The sequence below is a fragment of the Achromobacter spanius genome (assembly GCF_002812705.1).
Taxonomy (GTDB): Bacteria; Pseudomonadota; Gammaproteobacteria; order Burkholderiales; family Burkholderiaceae_B; genus Achromobacter; species Achromobacter spanius.
The window spans coordinates 5,079,431-5,097,155 of the sequence record NZ_CP025030.1; the positions used below are offsets into that span (position 1 = coordinate 5,079,431).

18 protein-coding genes are annotated in these 17,725 nt (G+C 65.7%); 7 read left to right on the plus strand and 11 right to left on the minus strand.

Annotation, left to right across the window (positions count from 1 at the left end):
- Window position 1 precedes the first annotated feature (1 nt).
- Complete coding sequence (locus CVS48_RS22915; protein ID WP_100856442.1) at window positions 2-1,834, minus strand: ABC transporter ATP-binding protein/permease; 1,833 nt, start codon at window positions 1,832-1,834, stop codon at window positions 2-4.
- A 132-nt stretch (window positions 1,835-1,966) separates the two neighbouring features.
- Window positions 1,967-2,854, minus strand: coding sequence for a LysR family transcriptional regulator (locus CVS48_RS22920; protein ID WP_100856443.1), 888 nt, complete (start codon window positions 2,852-2,854; stop codon window positions 1,967-1,969).
- Between the two features lie 116 nt (window positions 2,855-2,970).
- Between CVS48_RS22920 and CVS48_RS22925 the strand changes: the two genes are divergently transcribed.
- The 5 genes from CVS48_RS22925 (at window position 2,971) to CVS48_RS22945 (ending at window position 6,150) form a co-directional block, all read left to right on the plus strand.
- Window positions 2,971-3,807 carry an amidohydrolase family protein gene (locus tag CVS48_RS22925; protein ID WP_100856444.1) on the plus strand — a complete coding sequence of 279 codons (837 nt, stop codon included), beginning with the start codon at window positions 2,971-2,973 and terminating at the stop codon, window positions 3,805-3,807.
- Window positions 3,804-4,793, plus strand: a complete 990-nt coding sequence (locus tag CVS48_RS22930) for a tripartite tricarboxylate transporter substrate binding protein (protein WP_100856445.1) — start codon at window positions 3,804-3,806, stop codon at window positions 4,791-4,793. Before CVS48_RS22925 ends, CVS48_RS22930 begins: the two co-directional genes overlap by 4 nt.
- Window positions 4,794-5,031: 238 nt before the next feature.
- The gene (locus CVS48_RS22935) at window positions 5,032-5,412 is read left to right on the plus strand and encodes an RNA-binding S4 domain-containing protein (protein ID WP_100856446.1); all 381 of its coding nucleotides are present in this window, start codon (window positions 5,032-5,034) and stop codon (window positions 5,410-5,412) included.
- A 5-nt stretch (window positions 5,413-5,417) separates the two neighbouring features.
- On the plus strand, window positions 5,418-5,780 hold the full coding sequence (locus CVS48_RS22940) for a translation initiation factor Sui1 (protein WP_100856447.1): 363 nt from the start codon (window positions 5,418-5,420) through the stop codon (window positions 5,778-5,780).
- Between the two features lie 16 nt (window positions 5,781-5,796).
- Entirely contained in the window at window positions 5,797-6,150 is a 354-nt protein-coding gene (locus CVS48_RS22945) for a DOPA 4,5-dioxygenase family protein (protein ID WP_100856448.1), read from the plus strand.
- Between the two features lie 49 nt (window positions 6,151-6,199).
- On the opposite strand, the gene ppk2 is transcribed toward CVS48_RS22945, so the two are convergent.
- On the minus strand, window positions 6,200-7,429 hold the full coding sequence (gene ppk2 / locus CVS48_RS22950; RefSeq protein WP_100856449.1) for a polyphosphate kinase 2: 1,230 nt from the start codon (window positions 7,427-7,429) through the stop codon (window positions 6,200-6,202).
- Between the two features lie 185 nt (window positions 7,430-7,614).
- Here ppk2 and CVS48_RS22955 point away from each other — a divergent pair, with 185 nt between their 5' ends.
- Window positions 7,615-8,061 (plus strand): hypothetical protein, encoded by a 447-nt coding sequence (locus tag CVS48_RS22955; protein WP_100856450.1) that lies wholly within the window; start codon window positions 7,615-7,617, stop codon window positions 8,059-8,061.
- Window positions 8,062-8,180: 119 nt separating this feature from the next.
- Window positions 8,181-8,996: a hypothetical protein gene (locus tag CVS48_RS22960; RefSeq protein WP_100856451.1), complete on the plus strand. Its 816-nt coding sequence runs from the start codon at window positions 8,181-8,183 to the stop codon at window positions 8,994-8,996.
- A gap of 46 nt (window positions 8,997-9,042) precedes the next feature.
- On the opposite strand, the gene CVS48_RS22965 is transcribed toward CVS48_RS22960, so the two are convergent.
- From CVS48_RS22965 to CVS48_RS23000, 8 genes are all read right to left on the minus strand, one after another.
- Complete coding sequence (locus tag CVS48_RS22965; RefSeq protein WP_100856452.1) at window positions 9,043-9,468, minus strand: CopD family protein; 426 nt, start codon at window positions 9,466-9,468, stop codon at window positions 9,043-9,045.
- Window positions 9,465-10,280 (minus strand): DUF2242 domain-containing protein, encoded by an 816-nt coding sequence (locus CVS48_RS22970; RefSeq protein ID WP_242001185.1) that lies wholly within the window; start codon window positions 10,278-10,280, stop codon window positions 9,465-9,467. Before CVS48_RS22970 ends, CVS48_RS22965 begins: the two co-directional genes overlap by 4 nt.
- 104 nt (window positions 10,281-10,384) lie before the next feature.
- Window positions 10,385-11,362 (minus strand): ABC transporter ATP-binding protein, encoded by a 978-nt coding sequence (locus tag CVS48_RS22975; RefSeq protein ID WP_100856453.1) that lies wholly within the window; start codon window positions 11,360-11,362, stop codon window positions 10,385-10,387.
- Window positions 11,359-12,414: an ABC transporter ATP-binding protein gene (locus CVS48_RS22980; protein ID WP_172616224.1), complete on the minus strand. Its 1,056-nt coding sequence runs from the start codon at window positions 12,412-12,414 to the stop codon at window positions 11,359-11,361. The genes CVS48_RS22975 and CVS48_RS22980 overlap by 4 nt, the downstream gene beginning before the upstream one ends.
- Entirely contained in the window at window positions 12,411-13,307 is an 897-nt protein-coding gene (locus CVS48_RS22985) for an ABC transporter permease (protein WP_100856454.1), read from the minus strand. Before CVS48_RS22985 ends, CVS48_RS22980 begins: the two co-directional genes overlap by 4 nt.
- A 1-nt stretch (window position 13,308) precedes the next feature.
- Window positions 13,309-14,262, minus strand: a complete 954-nt coding sequence (locus CVS48_RS22990) for an ABC transporter permease (RefSeq protein WP_100856455.1) — start codon at window positions 14,260-14,262, stop codon at window positions 13,309-13,311.
- Between the two features lie 69 nt (window positions 14,263-14,331).
- Window positions 14,332-15,999: an ABC transporter substrate-binding protein gene (locus CVS48_RS22995; RefSeq protein ID WP_100856456.1), complete on the minus strand. Its 1,668-nt coding sequence runs from the start codon at window positions 15,997-15,999 to the stop codon at window positions 14,332-14,334.
- A 403-nt stretch (window positions 16,000-16,402) separates the two neighbouring features.
- Complete coding sequence (locus CVS48_RS23000; protein WP_100856457.1) at window positions 16,403-17,692, minus strand: Zn-dependent hydrolase; 1,290 nt, start codon at window positions 17,690-17,692, stop codon at window positions 16,403-16,405.
- Between the last annotated feature and the right edge of the window lie 33 nt (window positions 17,693-17,725).

Sequence of the window (17,725 nt, forward strand, 5' to 3'; positions counted from 1 at the left end):
ATCACGCCGCCTCGCGCAGCGCGGCCTCGTCTTGCGGCGGCGCCATCGGACCCGTCGTCCACCCGCCCACGCCGTCCAGATGCAGCCGATGGGTATGGAACGGGTCCAGCGTGCTGCGATGCCCCACGCTGACCAGCATGCACTCAGGCAAGGCGCTGCGCAGCAAGCCGTACAGCATGTGCTCCAGCCCTTCGTCCGTGGCGGACGTGGCTTCGTCCAGGAACACGATGGCCGGGCGGTTGAACAGCACGCGCGCAAACGCCACGCGCTGCTGCTCACCAATGGACAGGATGCGCGACCAATCCGCTACCTCGTCCAGCCGTTGGCTCAGATGCCCCAGGTTGACCAGTCGCAATGCATCCGCCAGCCGCGCGTCATCTTGCGGCAGCGCTTGCCCGGGATAAGCCACCGCGCTGCGCAGATCACCCAGCGGCAGATACGGCCGCTGCGACAGGAACAGGGCCGCCGTCCCCTCGGGCCGCCGCACATGGCCTTGCGCATAGGGCCACAAGCCCGCCAGCGCACGCAGCAAGGTGGTCTTGCCGCTACCGGACGGCCCCTTGATCAGCAAGGTCTGCCCCGGACGCAAACGCAGGTTCAAGCCCTGCAGCAAGGCGTGGCCGTCGGGCCGCCTGACCGTCACGTCGTTGATGTCCAGGCCGTCGGGCAAGGGTTCCGTATCCACCGAGGGCAACGCACGCGCGGCTTCGTTGGCGTCCAGAAAACCATTCAGCCGGTCCAGCGTGGCGCGGTACTGCGCAAAGCTGTCGTATGACGTACGAAAGAACGACAGCGCGTCCTGCACCTGGCCGAACGCCTGCGACGTTTGAATGACGTCACCCAGCTTGATCGCCCCGCTGAAAAAGCGCGGCGCTTGCAGGATGAAGGGAAACACCACCGCCACCTGGCTTACAGACAGGTTGAAGCCGTCGAACTTCAGACCCCGATAGACGCGCGCCCACAGATTGGCGATGTAGGCGCTAAAGCGCGTCCACAAGTTGCCGCGCTCGACCGCTTCGCCTTGATAGAACGCCACGTTCTCAGCGTTTTCGCGCAGCCGGACCAGCGCATAGCGGAAGTTGGCGGTCAGCCGTTCAGACAGGAAATTCAACTTGATCAGCGGCCGGCCGATCTTGAAGGCGAACCACGTGGCGACGATGACGTACAGGAACACCACGAACACCATGGCACGCGGAATTTCCACGCCCGCCACCGTCAAGGGGCCGGACAAGCCCCACAAGATGCCGGTGAACGCCACCAAGGACACAATCGCGCTTAACGCGCCGATGGCGAGCGTGCGCGACCCGGTCACGAACATCGAGATGTCTTGTTCGATGCGCTGGTCGGGGTTGTCCACGGGCTCATCCACGAAGTGGCCCCGGTAGTACGCGCCCGCGCCCAGCCAGTCCCGCGTGAGTCGGTCGTTAAGCCACACGCGCCAATGGATGTCGAAGGCCTGGCCCACGTAGCTGTCGGCCAACGCGCGCACCACGTGCACACAGGCCAGCACCGAAAAAATGCCTAGAAAGCGCCAGAACGCGGTCTGGTCCAGCGCTTGCAGCGCGCTGTAAAAGCCGTTGTACCAAAACGAGAACAGCACCGTCATGCGCACGGCAGCCATGGCCAACAGCAGCAGCAAGGCCAGCGTCAGCAAGGGTCGCCAACTGCGCCGGGGCGTCAGATACGGCCAGGCCAGGCGCCAGAACTTGCGACCCCAATCGGTCGTGCGCGCCAGCACCACGGCCACCACGGCCAACGCCACTGCCGTGATGCCAAACGCGCTCGCCAGCCAGATGGCGCTGTCCACCAATTGCCGCTGCCAGTTCAGATCCATCGACACGCCCCTATCAACACCGATCCTGGTTAGACGGAGCCTTTGTTCGGGGTTCCACGAAAAATGCGGTCTTAAGCGTCGCTTAAGCGTTCTGGCTGGGTAGCTGAAGGCGGAATGAAAGCATGGGCAGCGTCAGCGCGTGCCCAGGTCCAGATTGGCGAACACATCGGCCAAGCCAGGCACCGAGCGCGCGGGCCAGATGGCGCTCAGGTCGAAGCTGGGCAGTGCCTGGCCATCGCGTACTTCGCAAAAGCGCACGCCGCCAAAGTTCATCGTGCGGATCCAACTGGGCAGCAAGGCCACGCCGCATCCACCCGCCACGCAAGACAGCACCGTCAACGTGCGATTGGCCTCTTGCGCGACTTGCGCGTCGTGGCCGCCCTTGCGCATGGCGTCCAGAATGCCCGCATAGAACGCCGGCAGTTGCGCCTGCGGATACATCACCAGCCCGGCTTGCGCGATCTGCGCCATGGATACCGTGCCGTCGTCAGCCACGTCGAACTCGTCCGGCACGGCGGCCACCAGGCGGTCGCGCAACAGTTGCCGTTCGCGCATGCGCCCGCCCACCGCCACCGGCGTGTGCATCAGGCCGATGTCGATCTCGCCCGTTTGCAGCGCGTCTGCCTGCTCGGCATTGCTCATTTCGCGCAAGATCACGCGCACGCCGGGCGCTTGCCGCCGCATTTCGCGCAGCGCGCGCGGCAAGGTGTCGAACAGCGCCGACGACACCAGGCCCACCGTCAACTGCCCTGCGCTGCCGCGCCCGATCTCGCGCGCGCGGTGCGCTGCCGCGTCGATGCGGGCCACGCTGATGCGCACGTCTTCCAGAATGGCCAGCGCGGCGGGCGTGGGCGCGGCCCCCAGCCGCGACCGCTCAAAGAGGCGCACGCCCAGATCTTTTTCCATGCGGCTTAGCGCCTGGCTCAGAGCGGGTTGCGCAATGCCCAGCCATTCAGACGCACGGCTCACGCTGCCGTGGTCCACCACCGCCAGGAAATACCGCAGGTGCCGGGTTTCCATATTGATCCGATATATAAAACGCACACTTAACCAATAGAAAACTATACCTCGACTCCCTAGAATCCGGCCTATAGAAGAGCGCGCCGCAATGCCCGCGCCACGGACAGGAGACTGATTTGCCCCCGCTTTCGATCGGCGCCGCCGTCGACACCCATGCACACGTATTCCGGCAAGGCCTGGCGCTGGCCGGCACGCGCCGCCATACGCCGGACTACGACGCCACCCTGGCCGACTACCTGGCCCTGCTGGACGCGCACGGCTTGAGCCATGGCGTGCTGGTGCAACCCAGCTTTCTGGGCACCGACAACAGCCACATGGTGCAAGCGCTGCGTGCGGCGCCGGCGCGTTTGCGCGGGGTGGCGGTGGTGTCGCCGGACATCACGGACGCGCAGCTACACGCGCTGGCCGACGCCGGCGTGGTGGGCATCCGCTTGAATCTGATCGGCCTGCCCTCCCCCGCCTTGCACACCGCCCCTTGGCAGGCCTTGTTGGCCCGTGTCAATGCGCTGGGCTGGCATGTAGAAGTCCATTTGCAGGCCGCGCGTTTGCATGAGGTCTTGCCCGCGCTGCTGGCGGCGGCTTGCCGCGTGGTGGTCGACCACTTCGGCCGCCCCGATCCGGCGCTGGGTGTGTCCGACCCCGGCTTTGCCTACCTGCTGCAACACGCCGACAGCGGCCAGGTGTGGGTGAAGCTCTCCGCGCCCTACCGCAACTGGGTGGGCACTGAATGCGCCACATCCGGCCGCCAGGCCACTCAGCTTTTGCTTCAGGCCTACACGGCCGAACGCCTGATGTGGGGCAGTGACTGGCCGCACACCGAACATCGCGACGTGGCGTCCTACCCCGCGGCAACGCAATGGCTGGACGCCTGGATCGACGACCCAACGCAACGGCGTGGCGTGCTTGCGGATACGCCGTTGCAATTATTCCAATTCCAAGGAGACAAACCATGAACGCATTCTTCAAACGACTGGCCCACCGTGGCAGCGTGCTGATGGCGGCAGGCCTGCTGGCGGGCGCTGCGGGCGCCGCATCGGCGGCCTATCCCGAACGCCCGGTCACGCTGGTGGTGACGTACCCGCCCGGCGGCACCGTGGATGTCGTTGCCCGCCTGATCGGCCCGAAGCTGGCCGCCGAACTGGGCCAACCCGTGGTGATTGAAAACCGGGGCGGCGCGGGCGGCATGATCGGCGGCGCGGTCGTGGCCAAGGCGCAGCCCGACGGCTACACCTTGATGCTGGACGCCTCCAACCACGCGCAGAATCCCGCGCTGCATTCCAAGATGCAGTTCGACACGCTGACCGCCTTCGCGCCCGTTTCCTTGCTGCTGCGCGTGCCCAATGTGCTGGTCGTGACACCGTCGTATGAAGTGAAATCGGTGGCAGACCTGATCCGGCTGGGTCAGGCCGACGCCAAGGAACCGGTGTACTACGCATCGGCCGGCCCCGGCTCGGCGCAGCACCTGGCCGGTGAGTTGTTCAACCTGCTTGCCAAGACGCATCTGCAACACGTGGCCTATAAGGGCGGCGGCCCAGCCATGATCGACGTCATGTCGGGCCAGGTGCCCGTCATGTTCGCCAGCATGGGTTCGTCGTGGCAGCACGTGAAGAACGGCAAGCTGCGCGCGGTGGCGGTTGGCGGTTCAGAGCGTTCCAAGGCCGCCCCCGATCTGCCCACCATCGCCGAGTCCGGCGTGCCGGGCTACGAAACCTATGAATGGAATGCCGTGTTCGCACCGGCCGGCACGCCGCCCGCCATCGTGGACCAGGTATCGCAAGCGCTGGCCAAGGTGTTGAAGGACCCCGCCATCGCCGCGCAGTTGGCCGGTATCGGCGCGGAACCCATCGGCTCGACCCCGGCCGAACTCGACACCTTCCGCCGCGCTGAAATTGCCAAATGGCAGCGCGTCGTCAAGGAAGCCAATCTGAAACTGGACTAACGGACCTGACGAAGGGTGCGGACTAAGAGACCGGACGAACAGACTGATTCAACAGACCTGCCGGGTCTACTCAGCGCGGTTTGCTGACAGGGCCCGGTCTGCTAAAAGCCGCCGGACTTGCGGCGTCCTCACGGGCGCCGTTTTTTTTTGGATGCGTCTTACGGGGCGCTTTTTTTTCGGATGCGCGCGCGGCGCTATCATTGCGGCTTGGCTACCGTACATCGCAGAGAGCAGCAAGATGGACAAAATTCGACTCGACAAATGGCTCTGGGCCGCGCGCTTTTACAAGACGCGCAGCCTTGCCGTGCAAGAGATCGGCAAGGGCCGCGTCTTTGTCAACGACCAGGCCGCCAAACCGTCGCGCGAGGTCTCGGCCGGCGACCGCGTCACCATCCGCAAGGAAGACCCCGCGCTACACGTGCGGGTCGTTGCGGTGAGCGGCGTGCGTGGCCCCGCGCCGGTTGCGCGCCTGTTGTACGAAGAAACGCCCGACAGCATTGCCGCGCGTGAACGCGCGGCGGAAATGCGGCGCCTGGCGCCGGAACCCGCGTTGGGCATTGAAACCGGCCGCCCCACCAAACGCGACCGCCGGCTGATCGACATGATGCGGGGTAAGTAAGCATCATGAAACGCAGCTCAAGCGGCGGCCTGGTCTATTCCACCGAAACCGGCCGCATGTGTCCGACGTGCCGCCAGGCGCTTGCGCAATGCCTATGCAAAGCCGCCGCCCGCGCCACGCCCTCCGGTGACGGCGTGGCGCGCGTATCGCGCGAAACCAAGGGGCGTGGCGGCAAAAGCGTGACGGTCGTGCGCGGGCTGGCACTGGACCCGGTGGCGCTTGCCGCCCTGGGCAAGCAACTGCGCACCGCATGCGGCTCGGGTGGCACCACCAAGGATGGCGTGATCGAGGTGCAAGGCGACCACTGCGAACGCATCATCAACGCGCTGACAAGCAGCGGCCATCGCGCCAAGCGCGCGGGCGGCTGAACCTGACGAGACACTCATGAATGATTTGCCAATAAGCAGCGTGGCCAGTTGGCACGCGCATGTGTACTTCGGCGCGGCCAGCCGCGATGCCGCGTTGGCGTTGCGCGAACGCGTGCTTGCGCAGTGGGACGGCAAGATGGAAATGGGGCGCTTTCATGAGCGCCCCGTCGGTCCGCATCCGCTTTGGAGCTACCAGATTGCGTTCGCGCCCGAGCACTTCGCCGACATCGCCACCTGGCTCACCCTGAACCACGGTGAGCTGGACGTGTTCATGCATCCGAACACGGGCGATTCGCTGCGCGACCACCGCGATTGCGCGGTGTGGATCGGGCACAGCCATGTGCTGAACCTGCACGCGCTGGGCGGCTGATTTTGCGGGCGTAAAGCGCTTGCCCCGCTGGCGCGGGGCGGCTGCCCCCTTACAGCGCGCGGCCCACAATCAGCGGGTCCAGCGCCAGGCCGGGTTCACCGCTCTTGCCCTCGTAGGGCAGGCGGTTCAGCACATAGCGCATCGCGTTCAGGCGCGCGCGCTTCTTGCAATCCGACTTCACCACAATCCACGGCGCATCCGCGGTATCCGTATGCGCGAACATCGCTTCTTTGGCGCGTGTGTAATCGTCCCACTTGTCCAAGGACGCCAGGTCCACCGGGCTCAGCTTCCATTGCTTGAGCGGATGCACCTTGCGCTGCAAGAAGCGGCGACGCTGCTCTTCGCGGCTGACCGAAAACCAGAACTTCACCAGGTGGATGCCGCTGGATACCAGGTGGCGTTCAAAGTCCGGCACCTGGCGCAGGAAGTCCTGATATTCCTGTTGCGAGCAAAAGCCCATCACGCGCTCAACCCCAGCGCGGTTGTACCAGGACCGATCGAACATCACGATCTCGCCGGCGGTCGGCAGATGCTGCACATAGCGCTGGAAGTACCACTGGCCCTTCTCGGTATCCGACGGCTTTTCCAGCGCCACCACGCGCGCGCCACGCGGATTCAAGTGTTCCATCATGCGCTTGATGGTCCCGCCCTTGCCCGCCGCATCGCGCCCTTCAAACAGAATCACCACGCGCTGCCCGGTGGCCTTGACCCAGGCTTGCAGCTTCAGCAACTCCACCTGCAACTGGTACTTCTGCTTTTCGTAATTGCGGCGCAGCATGCGGTGGCGATAGGGGTAGATGCCTTCGCGCCAGTCCATCGCCAGCTCTTCGTCGGGGTTGCGCCGCGTGGCGGGCGCCTGCGTGTTGGCCTCCAACAGCGCGCGATGCACGGCGCGCGCGTCGTCGGCCGACAGTTCTTCGATGACGGAACGCAGCGCCTCGTGGGCTTGCGCTTCCGGGCCTACGGTATAGCGGCGGGCAATGTCCGCCAGCACCGACACCGTTTCCTGCCGCGCGGCGTCTTCCCGAGCCGCCACCTGAGCCGCCTGCAGCCCTGCTGCCTGGGTTGCTGCCTGATTCGCTGACTCGGTCACTGCCGGGGTCACTGCGTGCTTGCCTCGCGCCACCCGTGCCTTGTCGGCCTTGTCAGCGGACGGGCCCGTGGCCGCGGCGCTGCGGGTCGCGGCGCTGCGTTTGGCGACGCTTGGCGACGCACTGCGGCGCTTGCGCGGCGCGGCGGCAACGTTGTCCGGGGTGGCTTGCGGTGTCTTGTCTGTCATCGATCCTGTCCTTGCTGCGCTTGTCGTCTGCCCGCCGGCCAGCCCAGGGCGAGCGGCCCGTCAGGGCAAGGCGCAACCCTACCTGCTTGCATGCGGCGTGGAATTGACGAGAATCAAAGGTTGTAACATTTTTTACAACGCCAGGCGCCGCTACACTACCGAATCCTCATCGCTCCCTGCTTCTCATGTGGTCACGCATCAAGCGCTTTCTGTCCGGCCCGCCCCCGCCTGAAGATCCTTTCCGGCAAACCGTGAGCTTCGACGAGGCCGGATTCACCCGGCACTGCGAGCTGGCGCGCGCGATGGGCTTGCAAGCGTTCTGGCCTTGGGCGGACGTGCACGAGTTCGGCTTTTCGTTCCAGCGCGCGCTCTATCCCGACCCCTGGTATGGCGACTACATGGAAAGCCTGTGGTACCTGTGGGTGCGCTGCGAAGACGGCGACATGATGCGGGTGTTCATTGATGAACGGCTGCTGGACGCCGACCACTTGCCGCCCGCGCTGCTGCGCAACCTGCCTGGGCTGGACATCGGCGTGCTGCACGCCGGGCTGGCCACCGCGCGCGGCGGGCTGCGCCATTTCAAAGGTGAAGGCGAATGGGCGGCCTGGCGCCGCGATGCCGCCGGGGAATAGCGCGGCATGCGGGTGCCTGGCACGGCACTTGCTGACGTTGAATCCTTTATTCGCCTTCATTGACGTCGTCAAACCCGCTGACTACAGTCAAGCCCAATGACCCCATTTTTCGGTGCGCCATGAACTCCCAGGAAAACACGCTCTCGCCATGGAAGCGCTTACGCGCGCACCGTGGCGGGCGCGTCGCGTTAAGTGCAGGCGTGATCGTGCTGGTAGCCATCGCGGCCACCCAGGGTTGGGACCACCTGGGCGAACGTGCACAGGAAAAGGTCGCCACCGCTGAAATCCGCAAAGTCGCCGACACGCTCAGCCAGATGGTGGCGGGCGCCGAGGGCGAGCCGGAGACGCTGCCGTCCATCGACCCCACGCCCAAGGCCACGGGTTTTTATGGCGAACTGGAACGGGCCGTGAAGACCGTGGCCAGTGAACGGGTAGCGCAGCACAAGGCCTATCTGACCGAACTGAAAGACATCGGCATGCCCCGGCTGCTGGATGCGCACCGGCTGGCGCTGGACACGGGCCTGGTGGAAAGCCGGATGATTCTTGAGCAGGCCGAGCGCCTGGTGCCGAAGTATCGCGACCAAAGCATCCGGGTGCTGCAAGACATGCCGGAGCTGATCCGATCGTTGGCCATCCGCGAACCCGAAAAGCAGAAGATGATGAGCACCCTGACCTCGACCCTGGCGCGCCGCAGCGACAGCCTGGGCAAAGTCTGGCTGCTGGAAACGCGCATCCTGCACGAGTTCGGCCAGATGATTTCACTGCTGGATGACAACCGCCAGTATTGGTACGCCGACCATGACGAGCTGATGTTTGAACGCGACGGCGACTTGAAGCGGTTTCACCAGCACATGGTGCAGATCAACAAGATGGCGCTTGAACAGGAACAGTTAGGCAAGCAGCAGTTGGCGAACCTGTTCGCGGTACTGCCTTAAGCGGGTACTTCCTTAAGCGTCTGCGGTGCCGCCCGGCGCCGCGCCGTCAAAACGGCTTGACCACCACCAGCGTCACGATGACCGCGCACGCGATCACGGTGAATGGCGCATAAAGGTCCACCAGCGGCGGGCGCTTGAGCGAGCCGTTGACCATCCGGCGCAACGACGCGCTTTGCATGCCCAACAAGGCCGACAGCGCCAGCGCGCAGCCCACCTTGACCCAGATCCAGTTCATGGCGAACCAGCCGAACGTCATGGCCAGGTGCAGGCCGATCAGCCAAGACACCACCATGGCCGGCGTGGTGACCCACAGCGTCCAGCGCCGCAGCGCGCCCAGCATCTTGCGTTCTTTCGGCGCTTCGTCGCTGTCCTGCGGTTGCGAGGACAACAGGAACAACGAGACAAACAGCGAGCCGACCATCCACGTAACCACGGCCGCCACGTGGGCCATCTTCAAGAGTTGGTAGGTCATGGCGCGGGCTTGTCGCCGCCTGCTTCGGGTGTCGGTTCGGCTTTTTCGTTGATGGCGGGCGGGCCCGGGGGGCCGTTCGCCGTGGCCGGGTTCAGCGTGTCGGCCGGTGCGTCGGGCGACACCACGGGGTCGGCAGGCGGCTCGGCGGGCTTGGACGCCGCCGGCGGCGTGGGCGGTACGGGCTGAGCGGCTCCGGCAGGGCTGGGCGCAGCCGAATGGGGCACAACCTGCGGCACAACCTGGGGCGCAAGCTTGGGCGAAACATGGGGCGCCGCGGCGGCCTCGGCATCGGGCAGGAAACGCTGCAAGAGCTGGAAAAACCCTTCGTAGAACTTTGGCCGCGACACCGTCTGGCTGGCCGTCTTCACCAGCGAATCGTCGCTGGAACCAAACGGCATCGACACCTGCCCTAGCACGCTGACGCCCACGCTGGCCGAGCTGCTGGTGCGCTTGATGGAATAACGGTCTTGCACCGCATTGGCGAACACCGTGGCGCGCTGGTTGGCGCTGCCGTCCGAGGCGCAGTCGATATTGAAATTGATCTGCGTGTGCAAGCCGTCTTCACCCTGGAAGTTCTTGTGGCCGGACACCCGCGCCGGGTCGAAGCGATCGATGTTGTAGCCCTGGCTGAGCAAGGCGCGGCGGCCCGCATCGCAGGCCGTGGTGCTGGCGGTGGGAAAGGTGCGCGAGAACACGTCGTTCTGCGTGAAGTCTTCGCGTTCGTAGGCCGGTTTGGGGGAGGTACATCCCGCCAGGATCGCCGTCAGGCAGACAAACAGGGACACAGGCAGACGACGGGTAACGCAGGGCATGAGGGGTCCAGCTTTTGGCGTAAAGCGGGCATTATCGACCAGAAAGAAACCGCTGGCGAATGACTGGCCGACGATTCCCCCTGGGCCGTGATGCGTTGAAACAGTTAAATCACCCGGATACACCTCACCTCGTGTCCCGCCGCCACGGGCACGATGTCCGGCACCGCCGCCTGGCAGCGCGGCTCGGCAAAACCGCAACGCGGCGCGAACGCGCATCCGGGCGGCAAGGCAGCCAGGTCGGGCGGCGATCCGGGAATAGTCTCCAGCCGTTGGCCCTTTTGCATGGCGCCATGCGCGCGGCCCTTCAGCAAGGCCAGCGTGTAGGGATGACGCGGCGCGCGCAACAGGTCCGCCACGCTGCCCTGCTCCACGATGCGCCCGCCGTACATCACCGCCACCCGGTCGGCAATTTCCGCGGCCGCGCCGATGTCATGCGTCACAAACACGATGGACAGCCCCAACTCGCGTTGCAGCTCGCGCAGCAACAGCAGAATCTGGATCTGCACGGTGGCGTCCAGGGCGGTGGTGGGTTCGTCCGCCAGCAGCACCTTGGGGTTGCAGGACAAAGCCAGCGCAATCATGGCGCGCTGGCGCATGCCGCCGGACATTTCATGCGGATACGCTTGCAGGCGCCGCTCGGGGCTGGGAATGCGCACGCGCTCGAACAGCGACAACGCACGGGCACGCGCCTCGGCGGCGCTCTTGCCGGTGTGCCGGCGCACCATTTCTTCAATCTGCCGGCCCACGGTGTAGACCGGGTCCAGCGCCAGCAGCGGCTCCTGGAACACCATCGACACCACCGGGCCGCGCATGGCGGCAAGCTCGCGGGCGTTCATCGCCAGCACGTCGCGGCCATCAACCGTCATTTCGCCGCTGATGCGCGTGCGGCGCGGCGGGTGCAGCCGCATCAGCGCGCGCAGGGTCACGCTCTTGCCCGAGCCCGATTCGCCGATCAGCGCCACCGCTTCTCCGCGCGCCACTTCCAGGTTCACGCCATTCAAGGCATGCACGGTCTTGGCGCCCGCCTGAAAGGCTACTTCCAGATTGCGGATGCGGACCAAGGGGGATGTAGTCGCGGTCATGTCAGCGCTCCGGAAGCGGCATAGCCGGAATCGGGTTGATGGATCAGGCAACGCACGGCATGGTCGCCCTGCTGCGTCATGGCCGGCGCCTCGGCCGCACAGGCGGCGCGCGCAAACGCGCAGCGGGTGTGGAAGCGGCACCCCGAAGGCGGGTCGATCGGGTTGGGTGGGTCGCCCGACAAGGGCGCCGATTCCGTGCGCTGTCCGGGCTCCATCGACGGCATGGAACGCAGCAGCGCTTGCGTGTAGGGATGGCGCGGCGCGTCGAACACCTGATCCACCGGCCCCAGCTCCACGACTTCGCCCAGATACATCACCATGACGCGGTCCGAGATGTAGCGCACCACGTTCAAGTCGTGGCTGATGAACATATAGGTCAGCCCGAAGTCGTCCTTCAGATCCAGCAGCAGGTTCAGCACCTGCGCTTCAACCGACTTGTCCAGCGCGGACACCGCTTCGTCCAGAATCACCAGACGGGGGTGCAGGGCCAGCGCGCGCGCGATGTTCACGCGCTGGCGCTGGCCGCCCGACAATTCGTGCGGGTAACGGCCCGCAAAGCGCTGCGCATCCAGGCCCACGCGGCCCAGCAGCCCGCGCGCCACCGCGATGGCATCGCGCTTGGGGCTGCCGTGCACCAGCGGGCCGAAGGCCACGGAGTCTTCGATGGTCATGCGCGGGTTCAGCGACGAATAGCTGTCCTGGAACACCATCTGTGTCTGGCGACGGAATTCGCGCAGCGCCAGCGCGCGCGAGCCCACCGCCATGCCGTCGAACACCAGTTCGCCCTGGTCCTGTTTGATCAGCTGCATGACCAGCCGCGCGGTGGTGGACTTGCCACAACCGGATTCGCCCACCACGCCCAGCGTCTCGCCCTTCTTCACGTCGAAGTCCACGCCGTCCACCGCGCGCACCGAGTTTCCGCCCCGGCCGCGCGAGAGCGGATCGCGCTTGAGCGGAAAGTGCTTGATCAGGCCGCGCACGCTCAACAAGGGCTGAGCGGGGCCGCCCACGTCTTCGTGCGCCACGCGCACTGCGTCGATGACCGCATTCATTCCTTGACCTCCATGGCCGAGCGCAGTCCGTCGGACAGCAGGTTGAAGGACATCGACGTGATGAAGATCATCACGCCCGGCAGCGCCGCGACCCAGGGCTGGGTGTAGATGGCGGTACGCAAGGTGTTCAGCATCAAGCCCCATTCCGGCTCGGGCGGGCGCACGCCCAGCCCCAGGAACGACAGGCCGGAGGCCAGGATCATGGACACCGAGATCAGGCTGGTGGAATACACGAAGATGGGGCCCAGCACGTTGGAAAGCACATGCGCGCGCACGATGGTCAAGGGCGATGCGCCCGAGGCCCGCGCCGCGTCCACGTAGTCGCTACGCCGCACCTGCGTGGTGACGCTCTCGGCCACACGCACAATCTGCGGAATGAAGACGATGGTCAGTGAAAGAATGGCGTTGAAGATGCCCGCGCCCAAGGTGCCCGACAGCGCAATGGCCAGAAGCACCGACGGAAACGCATAGAACACGTCCACCACGCGCATGATCAGCGTGCTGGTCCAGCCGCCCGCGTAGCCCGCCAGGATGCCGATGGCGCTGCCCACCACGAAGGCGGCTATCACCGGCACGATGCCCATGAACAGCGACAGGCGCGCCCCCAGCATCAGCCGCGACAGCATGTCACGGCCCAGCTCGTCGGCGCCCAGCGGATAGCCCTCGGTGCCGATGGGCCGCAGGCGCTTGAGCATGGACGCATGGAACGGGTCCGCCGGCGTGATCCACGGCGCCAGGATGGCGATGATGATCAGCGCCAGGATGACGCCGCCGGCGGCCAGCGCCACGGGGTCGCGGCGCAAGCGGCGCAGCACGTTCGACCAATAGCCCGGCGATCTCGCCACGGGCGCCACGACCGCTGTGGCGGCCAGGCTGGCAACGGAATCGGTCATGTCAGCTCCTTTCGATGCGAGGGTCGAACAGGCCTTGCAGGATGTCGACGGCCAGGTTCAAGACCACGAAGAACAAGGCCAGCACCAGGATCGTGCCCTGCAAGAGCGGCAGGTCGCGCTGGAAGATGGCGGCGTTGAGCAGGAAGCCCGTGCCCGGCCACGAGAAAACCGTTTCGATCAGGATGGAGCCGCCCAGCAGATAGCCCAGTTGCAGGCCCATTACCGCCAAGGCGGTGGGCGCGCAATTCTTGACGACGTGCAGGAACACGCCCAGGTCGGTCAGGCCGCGCGCGCGCAGGCCCACCACGAATTCCTGCGACAGCGTTTCGGCCACCAGCGCGCGCACCGTGCGCGCGATGATGCCCATCGGTATCACCGACATCGTCACGGCGGGCAGGATCATGTGGCGGAAATGCGCCCAGTCCGGCACCCATTCGCCCGACCCGCCCGGCCCCGCGCCCGTGGGCGGCAGCCACATCAGTTGCGTCGAGAAGATGATGACCAGCACCATGCCCAGCCAGTAATGCGGCACGCTGACGCCGATGACCGACACGAAGGACGCCACGCGATCCATCGGCGAATTGCGGAAGTAGCCGCCGACAAAGCCCAGGAAGGCGCCGACGATAAAACCCAGCAGCGTGGCCAGACAGGCCAGCCGCAAGGTATTGCCCACCGCCTTGAAGACCTCGGCGGAAACGGGGCGGCCGGTGGCGATGGACGTGCCCAGGTCACCATGCAGCGCACGCCAGAGCCAGCCGGCGAATTGCTCGATCAAGGGGCGGTCAAAGCCGTAGAGCTGCATCAGTTGCCGTTGCAGGTCGGCCGACGCATCGGGAGGAAGAATGGACACCAGCGGATCGCCAGGCGCCAAATGGATCAACAGGAAACAGAGCAGCGCGACCCCCACCATGATGGGCAAGGCGTACACGATGCGCCGCAGGATGTAAGACAGCATAGGCGTCACCGGCTAGGGCGCTGGACGCCGCGCGCACAAGTCGGCGGGCGGCATCCAGCGCGTTCAGGATCAATCCATCGACATGGTGGCGATATCGATGAACCAGCTCTTGGGCTGCACCACGCCCTTGACCTTCGGCGAGATCGCGCGCGGGCCGACGTCATGCGCAATCCAGACGAACGGCGCTTCTTCGACCACGCGCGCATGCAGCTTGGCCAAGGCGGCGTCGCGTTCGGCGGGGGTGAAGGTGGTGCGCGCATCCTTGATCAAACCGTCGATTTCGGCGTTGCCGAAGTAGCCCCAGTTGTTGGAAGCCGGCGGAAAGGTCTTGGTGCTGACAAAGCGCACGATGGCAAAGAACGGGTCCATGGCCGCGAAGCTGACGTTGATGGCGTCGCTGCCGTTGGCGGACGGGTCCTTGGCGCCCTTGCGCCAGTTGGTGAACAAGGTGTTCCACTCCACCACGTCAAAGCTCACGTCGAAGTAGCAGTCTTTCAGGTTCTGCTGCACGAACTCGTTCATGGGCAGGGGCTGCATCTGGCCGGAACCCGATGCCGACGTCTGCACCTTCACCTTGATCGGCTTGGCCTGCGAATAACCCGCTTCGGTCATCAGCTTGCGCGCGGCGTCCGGGTCGTACTTGATGTCGAACTTGGGGTTGCCCCACCACGGATGGCCTGGGGGCACCGTGCCCTTGGGTTCGGCCATCATGCCGCCCAGCAGCTGCTTGAGCTCGCCCCGGTTCACACACAGGTTGGCCGCTTTGCGAACGCGCGCATCCAGCCACGGCGAGCCTTCCTTGAACGACAACTGCCACGGCCACACGTGCGGCTGTTCATTGGAATAGATGATGAAGCCACGGCTCTTGATGGCGTCGAAAGCGTCCGGCGCCGGCGCTTCAATCCAATCCACCTGGCCGGACATCAACGCGGCCGTGCGCGAGTTGGCTTCGGGCAGCGGCAGCATCACCACGCGGTCGATCTTCGGGCGGCGCTTTTCGTCCCAGTACTGGTCGTACTTCACCACTTCCAACCGTTCACGCGGCACGAACTTGGCCATCTTGAAGGGGCCCGTGCCCGAGGCATCGGCGGCGAAAGCCGCCCAGGCCTTTTGCGAACGCTCGGCCGCATCGGTGACGGACGCCGGCACCTCGGCCAGCTTCTTCTTCCACTGCGCGGGCGACGCCATGTACAGATTGGTCAGGTTGATGGGCAGGAAGGAATCCGGCTCGGACGTCGTCAATTCCACCGTCAGGTCGTCGATCTTTTTCGCGGACTTGAGGGTCGGCATGCGCGAGGCCGTCACGCCAACCTGGCTGGCGTCGAACTGCGGCGCGCTCTTGTCCAAGACCTTGCCCACGTTCCAGACCACGGCGTCCGCGTTGAAGTCGGACCCATCATGGAACTTCACGCCCGGACGCAGCTTGAACACCCACTTGGTCTTGTCCGCCGCATCCACGTCCCACGACACGGCAAGGTCGGGAATCAACACGCTGGGCCCGTCCTTCTTGGACAGGTCCCATTGCGTCAGGCCGTCGTACATCGGAATGCCGGTGAAGCGGTTTCCCTCAAAGCCTTGGTCGGGCTGGCCCAGCGTGCGGGGGATGTCGCCGGCGGTCATGCCGATGCGCAACACCTTTTCGGCATGGGCCGCGCCAGGGGCAATCACTGCAACGCCGGCCGCCGTCAACGCAAGCGCGGCGGCATAGGACTTGAGGCGGAAACTCCGTGTCTGCATGTGGTTCTCCAATGTCTTGCAAAAGGCCTTCCCCGCGAGGGTGCGGCGCGCGTGAACAGGGTTAGTACACAGATTTTGTATAAGCAATATCCGTGCCATTTTTGGAGGTGGAAGGCAGAGTCAGGGATAGTCCCAAGCCGCGTATGGCGATGCTGGGTGCGGCGTGGCGCGTGGTGCCCAGCGCTCCCGCCGTGCGAACGCATCCGTGCGCGCGTGGAAGATCAAAGCAAAGGGAATACCAGCGGGTGCCGGCGGCGTGGGGAAGATGCGGGGAGCTAGAAGCCAGATGGGCGGCAGGCACCAAGGCGGCGCGACGTGCGCGCCCCGTGCGCCGCCTTGGTGCAGCATGCACACGTACGCGCATCAGCGCGTCGGCGCATTAGCGCATCAACGCATCAACGCATCAGTTGGCGACGCCCGCTTGCGCCAGCATGGCGCGCAGCAGGACGTTGCATCCTGCCTCCAGATGATCCGGGCGCGCGTCTTCGATTTCGTTGTGGCTGATGCCGTCCTTGCACGGCACGAAGATCATGGCCGCGGGCGCCACACGGGCAACATAGACCGCATCATGCCCCGCGCCGCTGACCACGTTCATCGCCGACAAGGACAGCTCGCGCGCGCCCTCGCGCACCGACTGCACCAAGGCGGGCGTGAACGGCTGCGGCGCAAAGTACACCACCTGCTCGATCTGCGCCGTGACGCCTCGGCTGTTGGCCGCCGCATCCACCGCCGCGCGCAAGGCCGCGTCCATGGCCGAGAGCGTGGCGTCGTCCGCCGCGCGCAGGTCCACGGTCAGGCGCACCCGCCCGGGAATCACATTGCGTGAATTGGGAAACACATCCATCCAGCCCACCGTTGCACGCGCATCCGGCGCGTGCGCCAGGGCAATCTGGTTCACCGCCAGCACCAGCTCGGACGCCGCCAGCAAGGCATCGCGGCGCAGCGGCATAGGTGTGGGGCCGGCATGCGCCTCGACGCCCGTCAGCGCCACGTCGTACCAGCGTTGACCCAAGGCGGCGGTCACCACGCCGATGACCGTGTCGGCGGCTTCCAGCACGGGGCCTTGCTCGATGTGCGCCTCGAAGTAGGCGCCTACGTCATAGGCAGGGACGCCGTCCTGCCGCGCTGGCGGAACGGCAACCTGGCCCGCATAGCCGATGGCCTCCAGGGCCTGGCTGACGCTCACGCCCTCGCGGTCCTGCTGCGCCAGCGCATGCTGCAAGGTAAAGGCCCCGGCATACACGCCCGAGCCCATCATCACCGGCACAAAGCGCGAGCCCTCTTCATTGGTCCACACGGCCAGTTCCATCGGCGCCTCGGTCTGCACGCCATGGTCATTCAGCGTGCGTAGCACTTCCAGCCCGGCCAGCACGCCGTAGTTGCCGTCGAACTTGCCGCCCGTGGGCTGGGTGTCGATGTGGCTGCCCGTCATGACGGCGGGCAAGTCGTTGTTGCGGCCCGGGCGGCGCGCGAAGATATTGCCGATGGCGTCCACGCGGACGTCACAGCCGGCCTCTTGTACCCAACGCACGAACAGGTCGCGCCCCTGGCGATCCAGGTCGGTCAAGGCCAGGCGGCACACGCCGCCTTTTTCGGTACCGCCGATCTGCGCCAGATCCATCAATGACTGCCATAGGCGCGCGCCATCCACGCGCAGGTCGGCCAGCGTTTCGGTAACGGGGGCAAGGCTCATGGGGACTCCTGTTGACATGGCGGCCGCGCAAGC

Coding starts and splice junctions, on each gene's coding strand:
- CVS48_RS22915 (WP_100856442.1), bottom strand. CDS start 1,834: ATGGATCTGAACTGGCAGCGGCAATTGGTGGACAGCGCCATCTGGCTG.
- CVS48_RS22920 (WP_100856443.1), bottom strand. CDS start 2,854: ATGGAAACCCGGCACCTGCGGTATTTCCTGGCGGTGGTGGACCACGGC.
- CVS48_RS22930 (WP_100856445.1), top strand. CDS start 3,804: ATGAACGCATTCTTCAAACGACTGGCCCACCGTGGCAGCGTGCTGATG.
- CVS48_RS22935 (WP_100856446.1), top strand. CDS start 5,032: ATGGACAAAATTCGACTCGACAAATGGCTCTGGGCCGCGCGCTTTTAC.
- CVS48_RS22940 (WP_100856447.1), top strand. CDS start 5,418: ATGAAACGCAGCTCAAGCGGCGGCCTGGTCTATTCCACCGAAACCGGC.
- CVS48_RS22945 (WP_100856448.1), top strand. CDS start 5,797: ATGAATGATTTGCCAATAAGCAGCGTGGCCAGTTGGCACGCGCATGTG.
- ppk2 (WP_100856449.1), bottom strand. CDS start 7,429: ATGACAGACAAGACACCGCAAGCCACCCCGGACAACGTTGCCGCCGCG.
- CVS48_RS22955 (WP_100856450.1), top strand. CDS start 7,615: ATGTGGTCACGCATCAAGCGCTTTCTGTCCGGCCCGCCCCCGCCTGAA.
- CVS48_RS22960 (WP_100856451.1), top strand. CDS start 8,181: ATGAACTCCCAGGAAAACACGCTCTCGCCATGGAAGCGCTTACGCGCG.
- CVS48_RS22965 (WP_100856452.1), bottom strand. CDS start 9,468: ATGACCTACCAACTCTTGAAGATGGCCCACGTGGCGGCCGTGGTTACG.
- CVS48_RS22970 (WP_242001185.1), bottom strand. CDS start 10,280: ATGCCCTGCGTTACCCGTCGTCTGCCTGTGTCCCTGTTTGTCTGCCTG.
- CVS48_RS22975 (WP_100856453.1), bottom strand. CDS start 11,362: ATGACCGCGACTACATCCCCCTTGGTCCGCATCCGCAATCTGGAAGTA.
- CVS48_RS22980 (WP_172616224.1), bottom strand. CDS start 12,414: ATGAATGCGGTCATCGACGCAGTGCGCGTGGCGCACGAAGACGTGGGC.
- CVS48_RS22985 (WP_100856454.1), bottom strand. CDS start 13,307: ATGACCGATTCCGTTGCCAGCCTGGCCGCCACAGCGGTCGTGGCGCCC.
- CVS48_RS22990 (WP_100856455.1), bottom strand. CDS start 14,262: ATGCTGTCTTACATCCTGCGGCGCATCGTGTACGCCTTGCCCATCATG.
- CVS48_RS22995 (WP_100856456.1), bottom strand. CDS start 15,999: ATGCAGACACGGAGTTTCCGCCTCAAGTCCTATGCCGCCGCGCTTGCG.
- CVS48_RS23000 (WP_100856457.1), bottom strand. CDS start 17,692: ATGAGCCTTGCCCCCGTTACCGAAACGCTGGCCGACCTGCGCGTGGAT.